Origin of the sequence: Clostridium sp. LS, assembly GCF_002760435.1 — a bacterium.
Classification (GTDB): domain Bacteria; phylum Bacillota; class Clostridia; order Clostridiales; family Clostridiaceae; genus Clostridium.
The window spans coordinates 74,120-87,436 of sequence record NZ_AUUU01000066.1 but is presented as its reverse complement, the minus strand read 5'-3'; the positions used below and the strand labels follow the sequence as shown (position 1 = coordinate 87,436).

25 protein-coding genes are annotated in these 13,317 nt (G+C 30.3%); 3 read left to right on the top strand and 22 right to left on the bottom strand.

Features of this window, described 5'->3' with window-relative positions; translation table 11 throughout:
- Positions 1-168 precede the first annotated feature (168 nt).
- The 16 genes from COL3_RS15915 to COL3_RS15845 all read right to left on the bottom strand — a co-directional run bounded on the left by COL3_RS15915 (position 169) and on the right by COL3_RS15845 (position 8,085).
- Entirely contained in the window at positions 169-375 is a 207-nt protein-coding gene (locus COL3_RS15915; RefSeq protein ID WP_008426484.1) for a hypothetical protein, read from the bottom strand.
- A 267-nt stretch (positions 376-642) separates the two neighbouring features.
- Entirely contained in the window at positions 643-933 is a 291-nt protein-coding gene (locus COL3_RS15910) for a putative metallopeptidase (protein ID WP_008426483.1), read from the bottom strand.
- A gap of 14 nt (positions 934-947) precedes the next feature.
- Positions 948-1,196, bottom strand: a complete 249-nt coding sequence (locus COL3_RS15905) for a hypothetical protein (protein WP_008426482.1) — start codon at positions 1,194-1,196, stop codon at positions 948-950.
- Between the two features lie 3 nt (positions 1,197-1,199).
- A complete protein-coding gene (locus tag COL3_RS15900; RefSeq protein WP_008426481.1) occupies positions 1,200-1,640 on the bottom strand; it encodes a DUF1064 domain-containing protein in 441 nt (146 codons plus the stop codon).
- Between the two features lie 11 nt (positions 1,641-1,651).
- Positions 1,652-1,864 carry a hypothetical protein gene (locus tag COL3_RS15895; RefSeq protein ID WP_008426480.1) on the bottom strand — a complete coding sequence of 71 codons (213 nt, stop codon included), beginning with the start codon at positions 1,862-1,864 and terminating at the stop codon, positions 1,652-1,654.
- The gene (locus tag COL3_RS15890) at positions 1,864-2,001 is read right to left on the bottom strand and encodes a hypothetical protein (RefSeq protein ID WP_008426478.1); all 138 of its coding nucleotides are present in this window, start codon (positions 1,999-2,001) and stop codon (positions 1,864-1,866) included. Before COL3_RS15890 ends, COL3_RS15895 begins: the two co-directional genes overlap by 1 nt.
- Before the next feature lie 49 nt (positions 2,002-2,050).
- Positions 2,051-2,911, bottom strand: coding sequence for a Lin1244/Lin1753 domain-containing protein (locus COL3_RS15885; protein ID WP_008426476.1), 861 nt, complete (start codon positions 2,909-2,911; stop codon positions 2,051-2,053).
- A 25-nt stretch (positions 2,912-2,936) separates the two neighbouring features.
- On the bottom strand, positions 2,937-3,644 hold the full coding sequence (locus tag COL3_RS15880; protein ID WP_008426475.1) for an MBL fold metallo-hydrolase: 708 nt from the start codon (positions 3,642-3,644) through the stop codon (positions 2,937-2,939).
- A complete protein-coding gene (locus tag COL3_RS15875) occupies positions 3,644-4,564 on the bottom strand; it encodes a RecT family recombinase (protein ID WP_008426471.1) in 921 nt (306 codons plus the stop codon). Before COL3_RS15875 ends, COL3_RS15880 begins: the two co-directional genes overlap by 1 nt.
- Before the next feature lies 1 nt (position 4,565).
- Complete coding sequence (locus COL3_RS15870) at positions 4,566-4,982, bottom strand: hypothetical protein (RefSeq protein ID WP_008426469.1); 417 nt, start codon at positions 4,980-4,982, stop codon at positions 4,566-4,568.
- 42 nt (positions 4,983-5,024) lie between these two features.
- Positions 5,025-6,242 carry a hypothetical protein gene (locus COL3_RS15865; protein ID WP_008426468.1) on the bottom strand — a complete coding sequence of 406 codons (1,218 nt, stop codon included), beginning with the start codon at positions 6,240-6,242 and terminating at the stop codon, positions 5,025-5,027.
- Between the two features lie 104 nt (positions 6,243-6,346).
- Positions 6,347-6,529 (bottom strand): hypothetical protein, encoded by a 183-nt coding sequence (locus tag COL3_RS15860; protein WP_099716657.1) that lies wholly within the window; start codon positions 6,527-6,529, stop codon positions 6,347-6,349.
- A gap of 224 nt (positions 6,530-6,753) precedes the next feature.
- The gene (locus tag COL3_RS15855; RefSeq protein ID WP_008426467.1) at positions 6,754-6,939 is read right to left on the bottom strand and encodes an AAA family ATPase; all 186 of its coding nucleotides are present in this window, start codon (positions 6,937-6,939) and stop codon (positions 6,754-6,756) included.
- Positions 6,920-7,261 (bottom strand): hypothetical protein, encoded by a 342-nt coding sequence (locus COL3_RS15850; protein ID WP_008426465.1) that lies wholly within the window; start codon positions 7,259-7,261, stop codon positions 6,920-6,922. Before COL3_RS15850 ends, COL3_RS15855 begins: the two co-directional genes overlap by 20 nt.
- An 82-nt stretch (positions 7,262-7,343) precedes the next feature.
- Complete coding sequence (locus tag COL3_RS28840) at positions 7,344-7,520, bottom strand: hypothetical protein (protein ID WP_008426463.1); 177 nt, start codon at positions 7,518-7,520, stop codon at positions 7,344-7,346.
- A gap of 58 nt (positions 7,521-7,578) precedes the next feature.
- The gene (locus COL3_RS15845) at positions 7,579-8,085 is read right to left on the bottom strand and encodes a helix-turn-helix transcriptional regulator (RefSeq protein WP_008426462.1); all 507 of its coding nucleotides are present in this window, start codon (positions 8,083-8,085) and stop codon (positions 7,579-7,581) included.
- Between the two features lie 56 nt (positions 8,086-8,141).
- On the opposite strand from COL3_RS15845, the gene COL3_RS15840 reads away from it, so the two are divergent.
- A complete protein-coding gene (locus COL3_RS15840) occupies positions 8,142-8,351 on the top strand; it encodes a hypothetical protein (RefSeq protein WP_008426461.1) in 210 nt (69 codons plus the stop codon).
- Here COL3_RS15840 and COL3_RS15835 read toward each other — a convergent pair.
- Positions 8,320-8,772 carry a hypothetical protein gene (locus COL3_RS15835; protein ID WP_008426460.1) on the bottom strand — a complete coding sequence of 151 codons (453 nt, stop codon included), beginning with the start codon at positions 8,770-8,772 and terminating at the stop codon, positions 8,320-8,322. The genes COL3_RS15840 and COL3_RS15835 overlap by 32 nt on opposite strands.
- 92 nt (positions 8,773-8,864) lie before the next feature.
- The gene (locus COL3_RS15830) at positions 8,865-9,089 is read right to left on the bottom strand and encodes a helix-turn-helix transcriptional regulator (RefSeq protein WP_008426459.1); all 225 of its coding nucleotides are present in this window, start codon (positions 9,087-9,089) and stop codon (positions 8,865-8,867) included.
- Between the two features lie 101 nt (positions 9,090-9,190).
- Here COL3_RS15830 and COL3_RS15825 point away from each other — a divergent pair, with 101 nt between their 5' ends.
- Both COL3_RS15825 and COL3_RS15820 read left to right on the top strand, forming a co-directional pair.
- Positions 9,191-9,655, top strand: a complete 465-nt coding sequence (locus COL3_RS15825; RefSeq protein ID WP_008426458.1) for a helix-turn-helix transcriptional regulator — start codon at positions 9,191-9,193, stop codon at positions 9,653-9,655.
- Between the two features lie 12 nt (positions 9,656-9,667).
- On the top strand, positions 9,668-10,111 hold the full coding sequence (locus COL3_RS15820) for an ImmA/IrrE family metallo-endopeptidase (protein ID WP_008426457.1): 444 nt from the start codon (positions 9,668-9,670) through the stop codon (positions 10,109-10,111).
- 585 nt (positions 10,112-10,696) lie between these two features.
- On the opposite strand, the gene COL3_RS15815 is transcribed toward COL3_RS15820, so the two are convergent.
- From COL3_RS15815 to COL3_RS15800, 4 genes are all read right to left on the bottom strand, one after another.
- Complete coding sequence (locus tag COL3_RS15815) at positions 10,697-11,689, bottom strand: AraC family transcriptional regulator (protein WP_008426456.1); 993 nt, start codon at positions 11,687-11,689, stop codon at positions 10,697-10,699.
- 146 nt (positions 11,690-11,835) lie between these two features.
- The gene (locus tag COL3_RS29345; RefSeq protein ID WP_008426454.1) at positions 11,836-12,072 is read right to left on the bottom strand and encodes a hypothetical protein; all 237 of its coding nucleotides are present in this window, start codon (positions 12,070-12,072) and stop codon (positions 11,836-11,838) included.
- Positions 12,069-12,260, bottom strand: coding sequence for a hypothetical protein (locus tag COL3_RS29340; protein WP_035283920.1), 192 nt, complete (start codon positions 12,258-12,260; stop codon positions 12,069-12,071). Before COL3_RS29340 ends, COL3_RS29345 begins: the two co-directional genes overlap by 4 nt.
- A gap of 195 nt (positions 12,261-12,455) precedes the next feature.
- The gene (locus tag COL3_RS15800; protein WP_008426452.1) at positions 12,456-13,274 is read right to left on the bottom strand and encodes an oxidoreductase; all 819 of its coding nucleotides are present in this window, start codon (positions 13,272-13,274) and stop codon (positions 12,456-12,458) included.
- Between the last annotated feature and the right edge of the window lie 43 nt (positions 13,275-13,317).

Sequence of the window (13,317 nt, the reverse complement as noted above, 5' to 3'; positions counted from 1 at the left end):
CTTTCGAATAACAGATTTTTATTTTTTAATCTGTCTACCTTAAAGGGAGCATATCATTTTGAATAATACGATTTTACAATTTGCTATTTAATTTTATTGATTCATGATATAGGAAAGTTGTGAACTTCTATCTTTTATTTTATTACAGTTACTATGACCTTTATTAAATCATTTTCCTTTGGACAATAATATTTTATCAAGAATTATATTAACTGCCGCGTATATTAGCAACCATAATCCTAAATCAATTAATAATTTTAAATTTAATATTCCTTCAGAAAAATTATATTGAAATCCTGTTAAGTTATAAATAATGTGAGCAATTATAAACGTTAGTATAACTGTTAAGATATTTACATAATTTTTTTTACTCATTTAATTCCCTCCTATAATTTGCTTTATTTACTTTGTTGCACAAAGATTTACTATTCTGTATTGATTATAGCATATTTTGTAAAAATCGCACTATTCAATTTTCAAAGATCATTTTTATAATTTACTTCGCCTTTTTTACATGTGTTGCATTACTAATCTTTTATATAGGGGGATTTCTCCCCCATATTTAACCTGCAGTTTCAACCTTAACATTTGTAATCCCTGTTCGCTAATCCTGCAAGATTTTAGCTAATACTACAATTGTAGTTACCTGGCAATTTTCAAATCAATTACACCTGCACCGTCAAATAAACTCATTTGTTTTTCTGTCCTCAGTAACTTTTCCCACTCTTCAAAATCATCATCTAGTATATTTTTGAGAGTAGATTTACTATCAGACCACTCTCTTCCGAAAGTTGCAACTATATTATTCCAATCTTCAATATTATGCTTACGTATGCTATCATCGGAAATATCAATGTGAAGCAGTTCATGATAAATTAAGAGTATCAATCTTTCTATGTCCATATGTGCTGTGTAATAATTACTTGTTTCCATAATGTATTTATATCCTAAATATTCAGTAAGATCCTTATTGGCCCTTCTAATTCTTGAAATTTCTCAACTAGTCGTCTAGCTATAGGTGAATATGCATAGTTTTTTATCCAGCATTTCTCTCCATACTTTGCGTTATTTAAAGCAATTGAATGATGTATACTTCCAGCATCTTCATGATGAGTCCATTGAAGATTGTATTCTGAAGCATTAATGTCCTCTACAACTTCTCCAGAATCTTGATCAACTACAGTTATCTTAAACATCCACTAAGCCCCCTTTGCTTTTTTATTAATCTTTTTATTTTTCTCTCTTATCTTTTTAAGTTCAAAATAATCAATAAATCCATACTTATCACCATGTTTTAAATTTCTCGCAAGCCAGGTTAATTTTTTATCTTGATAGAAATAGTTAAATAGCTTGTACCTAAGTTCCCCTTGCTGCGTTGAGAATCCCTTAATGTCTATTAATTCCTCTGAACCATCTAGATGATATATTAAATAATCTGGTGTATAAGTCATAGCCTTAAAAGTCTTTCCCTGTTTTTTAAATCCAGGTATTAATACAAATTTAGGTTGCATCTCAAAATTTAAAATTTCTTCTTTAGCTTTTCTTATAAGTAATACTTGATAATACTTACTTTCATCTATTGAATCAAATGTATATCCGTCAACTGTTATTTTCTTTGACTTATATTTTGTATCTGCCATAAAAATCTCCTCTAGTACCACTCAATTTCATTTCTTATTCTGTAAACTCTTATCCAATCTTTATTCTTAAACATTACTTTTATAGCGGTCTTTCTATCTGCATCCTTAGGAATCTCTATGCTTTCATCTAGTGGCTCATACCCAATAATCGTTTTTCTCCATTCGTTGCTCGACACTGAATAATACTCTTCAAAAATTTTATGCATTTCTAATCCAATATCCATTACTTATTAAGCCTCCTTTGAACTTTTTTCATATTCTCAAAACTATAATTCTTGGCTTGTTTTTCGCCTTCAAGCTTAAGTTTTCTTTTTTTCTCTATATCACTTACAGTTTTATTTCTCCATTCTTGCGGTGTCATATCTCTCACCTCTTAAATTAATATTTTCCCAGGAAATGGAATTGAATTTTTAATCATCATCCCATTCCAATAACTTCTTTTCTAGCTTGTCATAGTCATATTGTCTTGGCTCAAAATTATTGAATTTAAGTATTTTGACATTATCTTTGATGCCATGACCTGGAACATAATTTTTTCCTTTATCCCTCCAATTCTCCAAAACACGGTGAACATATTTTAGATTTCTGGCTCCATTTGTTGTTGCAATTTCAAGAGCCTCTTTGGTCCATTCAAAACTAAATTCACTAACCATTATTTCTAACTGCTCTTTGGTATAATTATTAATAGTACCAAAACCACAATTCTCATAAACAAAGAATATATTATTATCTACTTTACTTTCTTTTACTTTATTTTTATTTACTTTACTTTTCTTTGTGTCATTAATCTCAGATTTATTGGAGTTATTCTCGGATTTATTCGGGTTAATCTCGGAATAATTTGTTTTTGGGTTCACTTTAATAAAGCTTTGAGTCTCATTTTTTTCTAAAAGCCAAAACTCTGTTATTTCTATGGTCCTTTTTGAAGCTCTAGATTTGATAGCTTCTTGGAACCTTTTTTGTATTCCGATGGAGGTTAAGACCTTGTCCGACTTGAAAAGTGTATCGTTAAACAGTGACCGTTCAAGTAAGAAGTTCATAATCTGCCTGATCTTCTCATAACTCATATTGAGATCATCTGATATGATATATAAAAAATCATCATCAGTTTTTAAATAATATCCGTTTTTATATATTTCGCATAATAGATACATGTACAATGTAATCCCATCTGCTCCATATCTTGATTTTAAAATTCTAATTTTTTTATCTGAGAAAAAGTCTACATCAAAAGGAAAGTAAGATAAGCCTTCTTTTATTGGTCTTGCCATAAGCTCACCGCCTTAATTATTCCTTTTAATTTATTGTCACTCCTGGTTCTGCTACATATGTCTTAATCCCTGTAAGGGTTTCTATCTCTTGTTTAAATCTTTCTGGTTCTCCATTATCATTACTTATATGAATTAGCGTTATATCCTTTGTATTGCCTAATTCCCACGATTTTAGCGTTTCTTTTAACGTCTCTAAACTCATATGGCTTTTAATTGTTCTAGCCCTCCACGCGGGCAATTCTGGCAATATATCCTCTGAATAGTTACATTCAATTAAAATATGGTCTACATTCTTAAAGGTAGCTATTAAATAATAAGTATCTGTTGCAAATAGTATCTTTCCTAGCTTAGAATGAAATATCAAAAATCCTAATGGTTCATTTACATCATGCTGCACACTAAATGGGATTATAGTAAATCCTCCTATATGCTTAGGTACTTTATGCCTTAAATAATTGAATCTATAACTATATCTCTCATCCAGGAACTCAATTCCTTTGGCTGTTCCTTGACTCATATAAATGTCTATTCCAGCTGCTAAGACTTCATTTATTGATTTACAATGATCCTTATGCTCATGTGTAATTAAACATCCTTTTACTTTACTAAAATCAAAATCCAATCCTTTTTTTATATTTTTAATGTTTAGGCCACATTCAAGCAGAAGAATGTCTTCTTCTGCCTGAATAATATAGCAATTTCCTGTGCTTCCTGAAGCTAATACCTTAATCATTAGAACTCACACATTACCTGCTGTTCAGCTTTTTCAGTTTTATTTTCACTTGGCTCTTTTGGAATTGGATTTTTAATAGGGTTTTCATTAACTTCTGTTACTTGCTTTGGATCTATATCTATAACTTCTTGATTTGCATTTGCTTTGATTTCTTCATGTACCTGTGCTTTTGTATTTTCAATAATATCTGAATCATCATAATCCTCATCAGTATTATTTAAGCTTTCTATTAATACATCACTATCGTCTGAGGTATTATAAAATCTCTTACACGCTCTATTTATTACACTCTTCTTAGCCATTTCTTCAGCAAAATCATTATGTGTACTTGATCTTCCACTCTTATAAGCTGTTCCCATTCCCCATGATTTTCTTATTTGCTCTATTGTCATTACTTCGGTATGCAAAAGTTTGTTATCTTCACCTATTATTAATGCAAATGCACCTTTTATTTTGTTTGAATTTATATTTTCAAATTTTGGCTGATAGTTAAATTCAATAGTATAAGTATCACTATTAAATATTGTTTCAAATGTATCTCCTTCATATATTACGAAGGCTTTTATATCCTTAACTCCATTAATCCTTTTGGTTGCAACTATGGTTCCCATATAGCTTTTCATAAGTACTAATTTGTTTCCGTATACTACAAAGTAACATTGTTTTTTAGCTGGGCTTAATCCCTGCAGCACCATATTATATAAAGATTCAACTATTGATGTTTTTGTACATACATCCAAGGCTGGTGTCTTCTCCTTATCTACAACCTCCTGGAGCATCAACCAAGCTGAATTAATCGCATTCTCTGCTGAATAATTTTTCGGTAATTTAATTCCATTATTCTTTTCAAGAGCTGCTATCTTAGCCATTACATTATTAAATGCATCTTCTTTACTTAAAACCAATCCTGTTTCAGCCATCTTACTTTTCCCCCTTTATATAAAATCTTGCTTCTTTTAATACTCTTCCAATATCTCTTGATTCAAGGTTATATCCTAAGGCATACATGACATCGCTTATGCTGACTTCTTGAAGTGCCCATTTAGGTTTTATCATTTCATGTACAACTGTTACTTTTATTCCTGGATCATCTAAGAATGTTCTATAAAATTCTTCAAAGCTATTTTCACTTGTTTGATTATCTTCAATTACCCTAGTAGTCTCCTCTGCTACTCTTGAATCTACAAATAAATCTACTATTTCATTTACCAGAATTTTATATATTTCAGCTGCTTTTTCTTCGTGTAATTTACTTTGTTCTGGTGTACCAAAACATTTTGACTTTTCCATACTGAAATCCGATAAATAATTTAATATTTGCAGTAACTTATCATTCATTATTTTTCACTCTCCATCTTTAATAACTCATTTTTAAAACTTCTATGCTGTTCTTTCTTCAGTAATTTCTTGATAATCCCCAGCCTCAATTCTAAGTTGCTTATCTCTACTTACAATCAAGTTAATTATTTGACTTTCTGTTTTAGATATCTCATTGATGCTTTCTCTGTTATCTATAAATATTGGGGCTGTTTCTCCATAAAATTCTGAAAGTGTATTTATAATTTCAATACCTGCATTTATCTGACTTGCTGTATTAGCATTTGAAAATGGAACTCCATCAACTAATGCTTCGCAGCATTCATCAACTCCGCCATTTATCTGTTGCTTAAATAACTTAAATCTTACTGTTTTAAATTTTGAGTTAATTCTTTCTTCTAATAGTTCAACCTTAGTTCTAATAAACTCTTCGCATAAGAATTCATATCCTTCAAGCTTTGCTATTTCATTAGCTAGATTTCGTTCTTCCTCCTGGAGCTCTTGAATTCTTTTTCTTAGGTTTTCATTAATATCTTTCTGCCCAAGCTTTTTATTTATATTTTCAAGCTCATTCTCAAGATTAAGTTTTCTATTAGTCAATTCAGTTTGGTCTGTTAATTTAAATTTTGTTATTTCACTATTGGCTTTATCTATAGCATTAGTTAATTCTTCTTTACCTTCAAAAGTTATTGTTGAATTAATATTCATGCTTCCTTTCTGACTTTCTAATTGCATTAATTCAGTTTTAAGTTGATTAAGTTTCAAGTTATCTATATATAGCTGCTCTTTATACGCTGCTAGATTTTTATTGTGATTTTCAATGGAATTTTCTAAGTCCCTTATCTTTTCTCCAAGCGCCTTACCATCTTTATTTATTGAATTAAGCTTCTTATTTTTAATCTCTTCAAAGTATCCTTGAGCATTGGATTTGATTTCTTCTAGTTGTTCAAATTCATATTCTCTATGGCATGTTGGACAAAATCTTTCTTCTTGATCAAATTCAAATACAGCTCCATATTGTTGCTGCCATTCTCCTCTAAGTAATTGTTGTTTTTCTTTATGTTTAGCAATTATAATATCTGCATCTTTAATCGCTTCTTCTGCATTAGATTTATCTCTATTTAAGATTTGAATCTTATATTCTAAATCTCTTATCTCATATTTTTTATCAGAAATTTTTGTATTCAATTCATCTAGTGGCTTATTTAAATTTTCTTTGGCTTCAGATAATTTAGTATTATATTCAAGCTTTAAATCTGCTAGCTCCTTTTCCAATTTCATCTTTATGGAGCTATTATCACCTGCAACTATTTCTTTGGATAAAGTATCAATGCCGCCTTGAATTATTGTTTTTCTAGATTCTAAAAGTTTAAAATCCTCTTCAATTAATCAATTGGCGTCTTACCTGAAAGAAGATCCTCAAGTGGCTTTAATTCTTTTTTATAGTTAATAACATTTTCTTGCTCAATATCTCCTATAATTTCTAATAAAATCTCCCTTTGCTTTTTCCACTCTATACTGTTAAAATATAGAGGATTGGATATTAACTTAAAGGTGTTATCCGTCAAGATATTATCAACCTTTTCGTTATATTCTTTCTGTTTCGCTGGGACTTGATTGATATAATAAGTTGTTTCATGACCTGAAAAAACTTTATCAGCAAGTCCCTTTTTCTTTGTCCATTTTTCAGTGAAAATTCTTTGAAGGTCTATCTGTTCTCCATCAACCTCTAATACTCCAGTTACACTGTTTTCTAATCCATGTATAGCCTGTCCATCATGATCCAGGGTTTTTATTTCGAAGTCTTTTCTATCTTTACTATCCTTCCCAAATAGGAGCCAACAAAGCTATCAAATATGGTTGTTTTTCCTGTTGCATTTTCTCCAAATACATTTGTTATATTTCCAAAATCAATTTCTAAATCTTTTATGCCTTTGAAATTCTTAAGTATTAACTTTTTAGTTAATATGGTTTGCATAACTTACCTCCTGTTCTTTTACTTTTCTAACATCTTCTTCAATAATTTCTTTTAGTGATTTACCTGTGCCTTTATCATTAATTTCAAATGTTGCAGCAACAATTCTATCAAGTGCATCTAATATATTTTGCATATTTTTTGTAACCGTCCTTGAATAAACTTTCACACAAATAGCACAAATTCTAATGTATTCTTTTAAATCAGTTGTTTTTCCAAAATGTATTCTATTGAATTTAATATCATCATCAGTGTCCTTTAATATTTTCCTAAACTCATCTTCTGTAGTTTGTGATTTGATTAAATCTAAAAATAAATAGAACATTCTCTCACTCCCCAGTTAGATTTTAAATATCAATATTTTTATTATGTCATCTAAGTCACTAAGGCTCTTCGGCCTATTTATCCTAAGCTCTTTGTGTTTTAATTTTCATATATTCAACAAGCTCTCTTACCTTTTTTTCTCCTAGCTGTTTTTCTAAAATATCAATCATAACTTCTGCCTGGGACTTTTTAAGCATTTCCATTCCTTCCGTTGTTTCAGGATAATGAACTCTAACTGTTATAGGTTGTCTACTTTTCATGCTACCCCTCCCTTGATATTTGCTTTTATAGTATGCAAATATTTAAAATTAGTTCCTATTAATCATTTCTGCAACAACTCATTAAGTTTTTTTCAGCCCATATCTTTAAAGATTGAGATTTAACTGAAATCTCATCTAAAGTATCAATAATTTCTTGCAGCCTTGGCACCTCATCTTCTGTTATCTTCCCATCTGCAGTTATATCAATTAGTGATTCTTTAATTTTGGTAATGCTTGTACTATTTAGAACCGCCAGTATTTGAATCGTTAGTCTTTCAATTCCACATAGTTCTACTGGTGCCATAGTAAGTTTTCCTATAACACATTCATTGCAGCAATAATAATTCATTAATTCCGGCGCATTGTAGGCATCTGCCATTCTAACTACAGAATCTACTGGCAATTGCTTGTACAATCCTAATTCATAGTTAGAAAGTTGATCTTTACTAACTCCTATAGCTTCACTTGCTCCTTCTATGCTTTTAAATTTTTCATTGAACTCTGATGCTCTTTTTCTAGCAATTCTATAAACTGTGTCATTTTTGTTTACCGGTTTATTATTCATTTTTTCTCATCTCTCCCCTGAATATGGTAAAATTATGTTACGAAGGGGGTGTAATAATGAAATGTCCAAATTGCAGTTTTGAAAATCATATTGACGACGCTTTATCCTGCCAAGAATGTGGTGAATATCTAATAAACAACTGCACCAATGAATTCTGTGACTTAAACAATGGTGAAAGTATTCCACTCGAAAGTGATGTTAAGTTTTGCCCTTATTGTGGTTCTGAATCTACTTTTAAAGAAAATGGCTTTTTCGATAAGAAATAGTTCTTCCGCATCCTGCACAAAATTTAGGTTTTGTATTAATTGATTCTGTTATATTAAATTGGTTAAACCTGCCACAATCCTTACATTCACTTACATACTGCTCTTGAACTGACACTTCTTGAGCAGTTTCTATTATTTGATTTTCTTCAATTAAGAACTTAAAAGAATGCTCTCTGGCACCTTTAAGTGGAGTACATATTACGCCAGTTAACTTTGTTAAGGTTTCAAAATGACTATACGCATCGAAATTATCATTTTTATTGCACTCTACTTGATATTTGCAAGTTTCACATGGAGTTGCAAAATCCGAAATTTTCTCTTCCTTTAAATCCTCTATAAAATTAGTTAAATGCCATGCTGAACAAAATAAATCTTTAAGTTCTTTTTCATTGATCTTAATTATTTTTGTATTTCCTTCCATACTTCCTCTCCTTTCAAGTATTGAAATTACTTATTTTCCTTGTCTTTAGTGTATGGCTGTCGATTTATTTCACTTTCTTTCAAAGTTATAATTTAATTATCAGAACCTTGTAATGCATGTTTTACAGGATGTATAAAAAAAATTTGTTCAGCAGGTTTTCCAATAACCTGAGCTATTGCTAATAATAGTGGTCCCGATGGATCGTAAATTCCTCTTTCAATATTACTTATGGTTGGTCTCGAAACCCCTACCTTTTTAGCTAACTTGTCTTGTGATATTCCTATCTTAACTCTTTCTTTTTTTATATTGTTAATCATGTTTTACACCTCCTTTAAGTATATTGTAATACTTGTTTTACGAAAATTTTATTCTCTTTTTGTAATGTTTGCTTTACAATCATATATAAGGAGGTTATTCTATGGATGATTTAGGAACTTTACTTAAAGAAAAGCGAAATGAATTAAAATTGAGTCTAAGGGATGCTGCTTCATTAATTGGTATAAGTCATTCCTATTTAAGTATGCTAGAAAAAGGTATTGACCCAAGAAATAACTCAGTAATAAAGCCCACTCCTGAAACTCTTAATTTAATTTCAAATGCTTATAATATAGACTACAATAAGTTAATGAAATTGGTAGGTTATATTAACCTTAATACTGATGAACAAACAAATTTAACCGAAAAAGATAAAAAAGACATCCAAAAAGACCTTAAAGAAATAATGGATGAATATAGAGAACAAAAGGATGGAAGCAAATACTATAATGGCGTGGAACTCCAGGACGAAGATTTCGATTATTTAGAACTTGCTATGCAAGTAGCACTTGAAAAAATAAAAGTAAAAAATAAAGAGAAATATACACCGATAAAATTCAAAAAATAGGTGGTGTTTAATTTGGCTGGGGATTATATAAGAAAAATAATTAATAAACTAAAGAAGAAATACAATACTTCATCCCTTTATGAATTGGCTGAATGCCTAGACATCACTGTTATTATTCAACCCTTGGGCAACGTGTGGGGTATGTACAAATATATAAAGAAAAACAAAGTCATCTTTATAAATTCAGTTTTATCTGAAATTGAAAGATGCTTTGTTTTGGCTCATGAAATTGGACATGCAGTTTTGCATCCGAAATCTTCATGTTATTTTATTAATGAAAATAATTATGTAAGTAAGATTAAATCTGAATATGAGGCTAATGTTTTTGCTGCTGAGTTTTTGATAGATGATGCAGCTGTGGATCAGCTTGAATTAGATGGTTTTTCTTTGGAGCAATTGGCTAGAAATTATTATGTTCCTGTAGAAATTATGAAATTAAGGTTTAATTATCTGTAAATATTAAAAATCCCTGCTTCTATTACAAGCAGGGATTTTTTTGAAATGAATATTAAATTTTTTTCTTTTTAAACTACGATTTCTGGATTCGATCAAATCATTTTCCACTTAATATTAGTTATCCTCTAATCATTTGTATCTAAGCCACTTTATCAATTCTATTTTTTCATTATAACTTGTTATTTTCTATAATTTGTGCAGTCTACTGCACCATTATTGCACCATTAATATAATATTTATCTTAGTTAAGAATATAAATTTTTTATAGCAGCTTATTTATTTAATTAATTTCAGACTTTTTATGGCACTCTCAGATAGATACCACCTATACATTTTGATAAATTTCATTAAGTTTTATAAGATTCTGTAACCTGATATTTTACTACGTTTCAGCTAATTGATACATTTATCTATTAATTAAAAAATTTACTCCAATATCGGAGGATAAACACCGAACAAACACTTTTTTATCTTTTTTGTATAAAGCACATGTAGAAATTAATTTGCTTTTTGATTAAACAATATGTATATATAATTCGACAGAACGTGAAGGAAGGTTCGGATACATTTCTTCAAATATAATGACTAATTACTTGTTTTCTTTTTATACTCACTTATTGTCATACCAGTCCATATATGAAATGCTCTTACAAAAGAGTTTAAATCTTGATACCCTAAAAGGTAAGCTATATCATCACTAGATATATCTAAATTTTTTAAATAATGCCTTGCAAGTAGTTCTCTGGTATGGTTTAGCTGTTTTTGGAATGTAGTATCTTCTTCCTTTAATTTTCTTTGAAGAGTTCTTGTGCTACAGCCTAATTTTGATGACACATCATCTATACTTCCTTCTCCTGCCGGTAAAAGTTCTATAAGCGCACTTCTAACTCTAGCTGCATAAGTGTCATCTATATCCAATTCGCTAAGTCGTCTTCTTAGTTCAGGCTCAAAATATTCCCACATAGCATCATTTTGACTTATAAAAGAACGAAGTGCATCTTCTTTTGATATTGTCAATATGTTTCTGGTTCCTACTTTGGGTCTTATTCCAAAAAACTTTTCATAATTATCGTTATCTATCTTATGCTTTGTCACAACTTCTTTAGGGATAATACGAGTTTTAGTAGCATTTCTAATGAGTTGTACTAAAAATACCATTTCTATTGCAACTAAAAACTCTGGTAATTCATTTTCTGTATTTTCAAAAGTCATCTCCAATGTTATATTATCTTTATTTTCATTAACTAGGAATACTAATGGACATATAAGTTTCTTATATGTTGATATTCTTTTCATACAGGTCAATACATTCCTACTGCAATAAGCTGCAAATATAGGTGGAGAAAATGTTTCTATATTTTCTATTGTACCAATCCTTATTGGGATATACTCATCATTTGATAACTCTTTTAATATTTCCATAAAATTAATATATTCAATTGCCGTTAAAGAAGGCATCTGATGACTAAATAAATCTTCAGGTAAGTTAGATTTTTTCAGTACTTCTGCAATTGATATGCCAAGACTTTCGATTACATCTGCAAATTTTCTATCTAGTATAAATTTATTAGTAGACATTTAAACTCCTTCCATATCTATCATTAGATATTTATTTAAAATACAGATTAGTGTATATCTCTTTATTCCAAGAATTGTGTCTTATTCGTTCACTATCTTCTTAGCACAAACAATCGCCTTTTTCTTAATATTCTCTTTCTCGTAGCTTAGTGGTTCCAAAAACTCACACTCTCCCCAATACCAGCTATAGAACTAACAAGGTTTATACAGTAAATTATAATTACAGTTACAGAACCGTTAGTTATTGTAAGAACTGGTGCATAAAATTTTAACACACTCAATACTACAGTAACGATAATAGTTATCACAAATTTCACCCTTATTTCAAGTGCATTTGAAAAAACGCCAGTGCAACTACTACAAGCATGTACAAATAAAGTCATAGATTCCATCCGCCTGTTATTGTTGATAAAATTGAAAATACACAAAGCTCCATTAATGCCAGAATAATAGCTACTTTACTTTTCCCTATGTGATTTAGATATATGCATATAGGAAGCAAAACTAATGGAACAATATTATATAAAGCAACAATATTCATCCCTAGGTAGATTACTACAAATTCCATCATAATATGGGTAACGAAGTTTGCCAGATAAAAATATCCACTGATTGTGTAATTCAAATTATCGGGATCTGTTTTATTTTAAAGATATATAATAAATTGTCCATATATAAATTACCTCTCAAAACATAATATTCATTTTAATCATTCTCTCATATAAATCCTTTTTCATTAGGACTGCAATATAATTTTAAAACTATACTAAATGAACATTTTGATGATGCTATCATAAGCACGATCTCCAAGAACTTTTTTCATGAATACCATCGGTTTTGCACCATAGCCTACTAGATAACGTGTTTTAGGTCTTCTTACAGTTACAGCTTTACCAATACAACGCGCAATCAATTCTGGTTTCGACATTTGATTTCCAGTATAATTCTTAATCATACCATCCGCTGTTTTGCTGGCTGCTTGTGCATATGCCCCCTTTGCTGATGCATCTCGGAGTTTTTCTGCGGCAATAATGCCCCAGTCAGTTGTTATTCCTCCTGGCTCGACAACAACTACATCAATTCCAAATGGTTCTAGTTCCAATCGCAAACAATCCGAAAAACCTTCTACTGCGAACTTGGTTGCATGGTACCAGCCACCAAATTTAGTCCATACTTTTCCACCCATAGAGGAAATGTTGACAATTCTACCAGATTTATTTTTTCTCATACTTGGCACTACAAGTTGTACCATTCGAGCAAGCCCAAACAAATTAACTTCGACCTGACGACGTGCTTCTTCCATTGGTACATCCTCTATTGCTCCATATGAACCATATCCTGCATTATTTACAAGTACATCAATTCTGCCTTCCTTATTAAGTATCTCATTAACACATTTAACCATAGACTCATCATTTGTCACGTCTAAAGAAATTGTATGTATTCCTTTTACCTCAAGGTCTTGCATCATATCTTTTCGCCTAGCTGCTCCATAAACTATAAAACCTCTTTTGTTAAGTTCGATTGCAGTTGATTTTCCAATACCTGACGATGCACCTGTAATTAGTGCTACTTTTTTACTCATATATAACCCTCCTATATTTTATAGATGTAATAGTTATCTATTG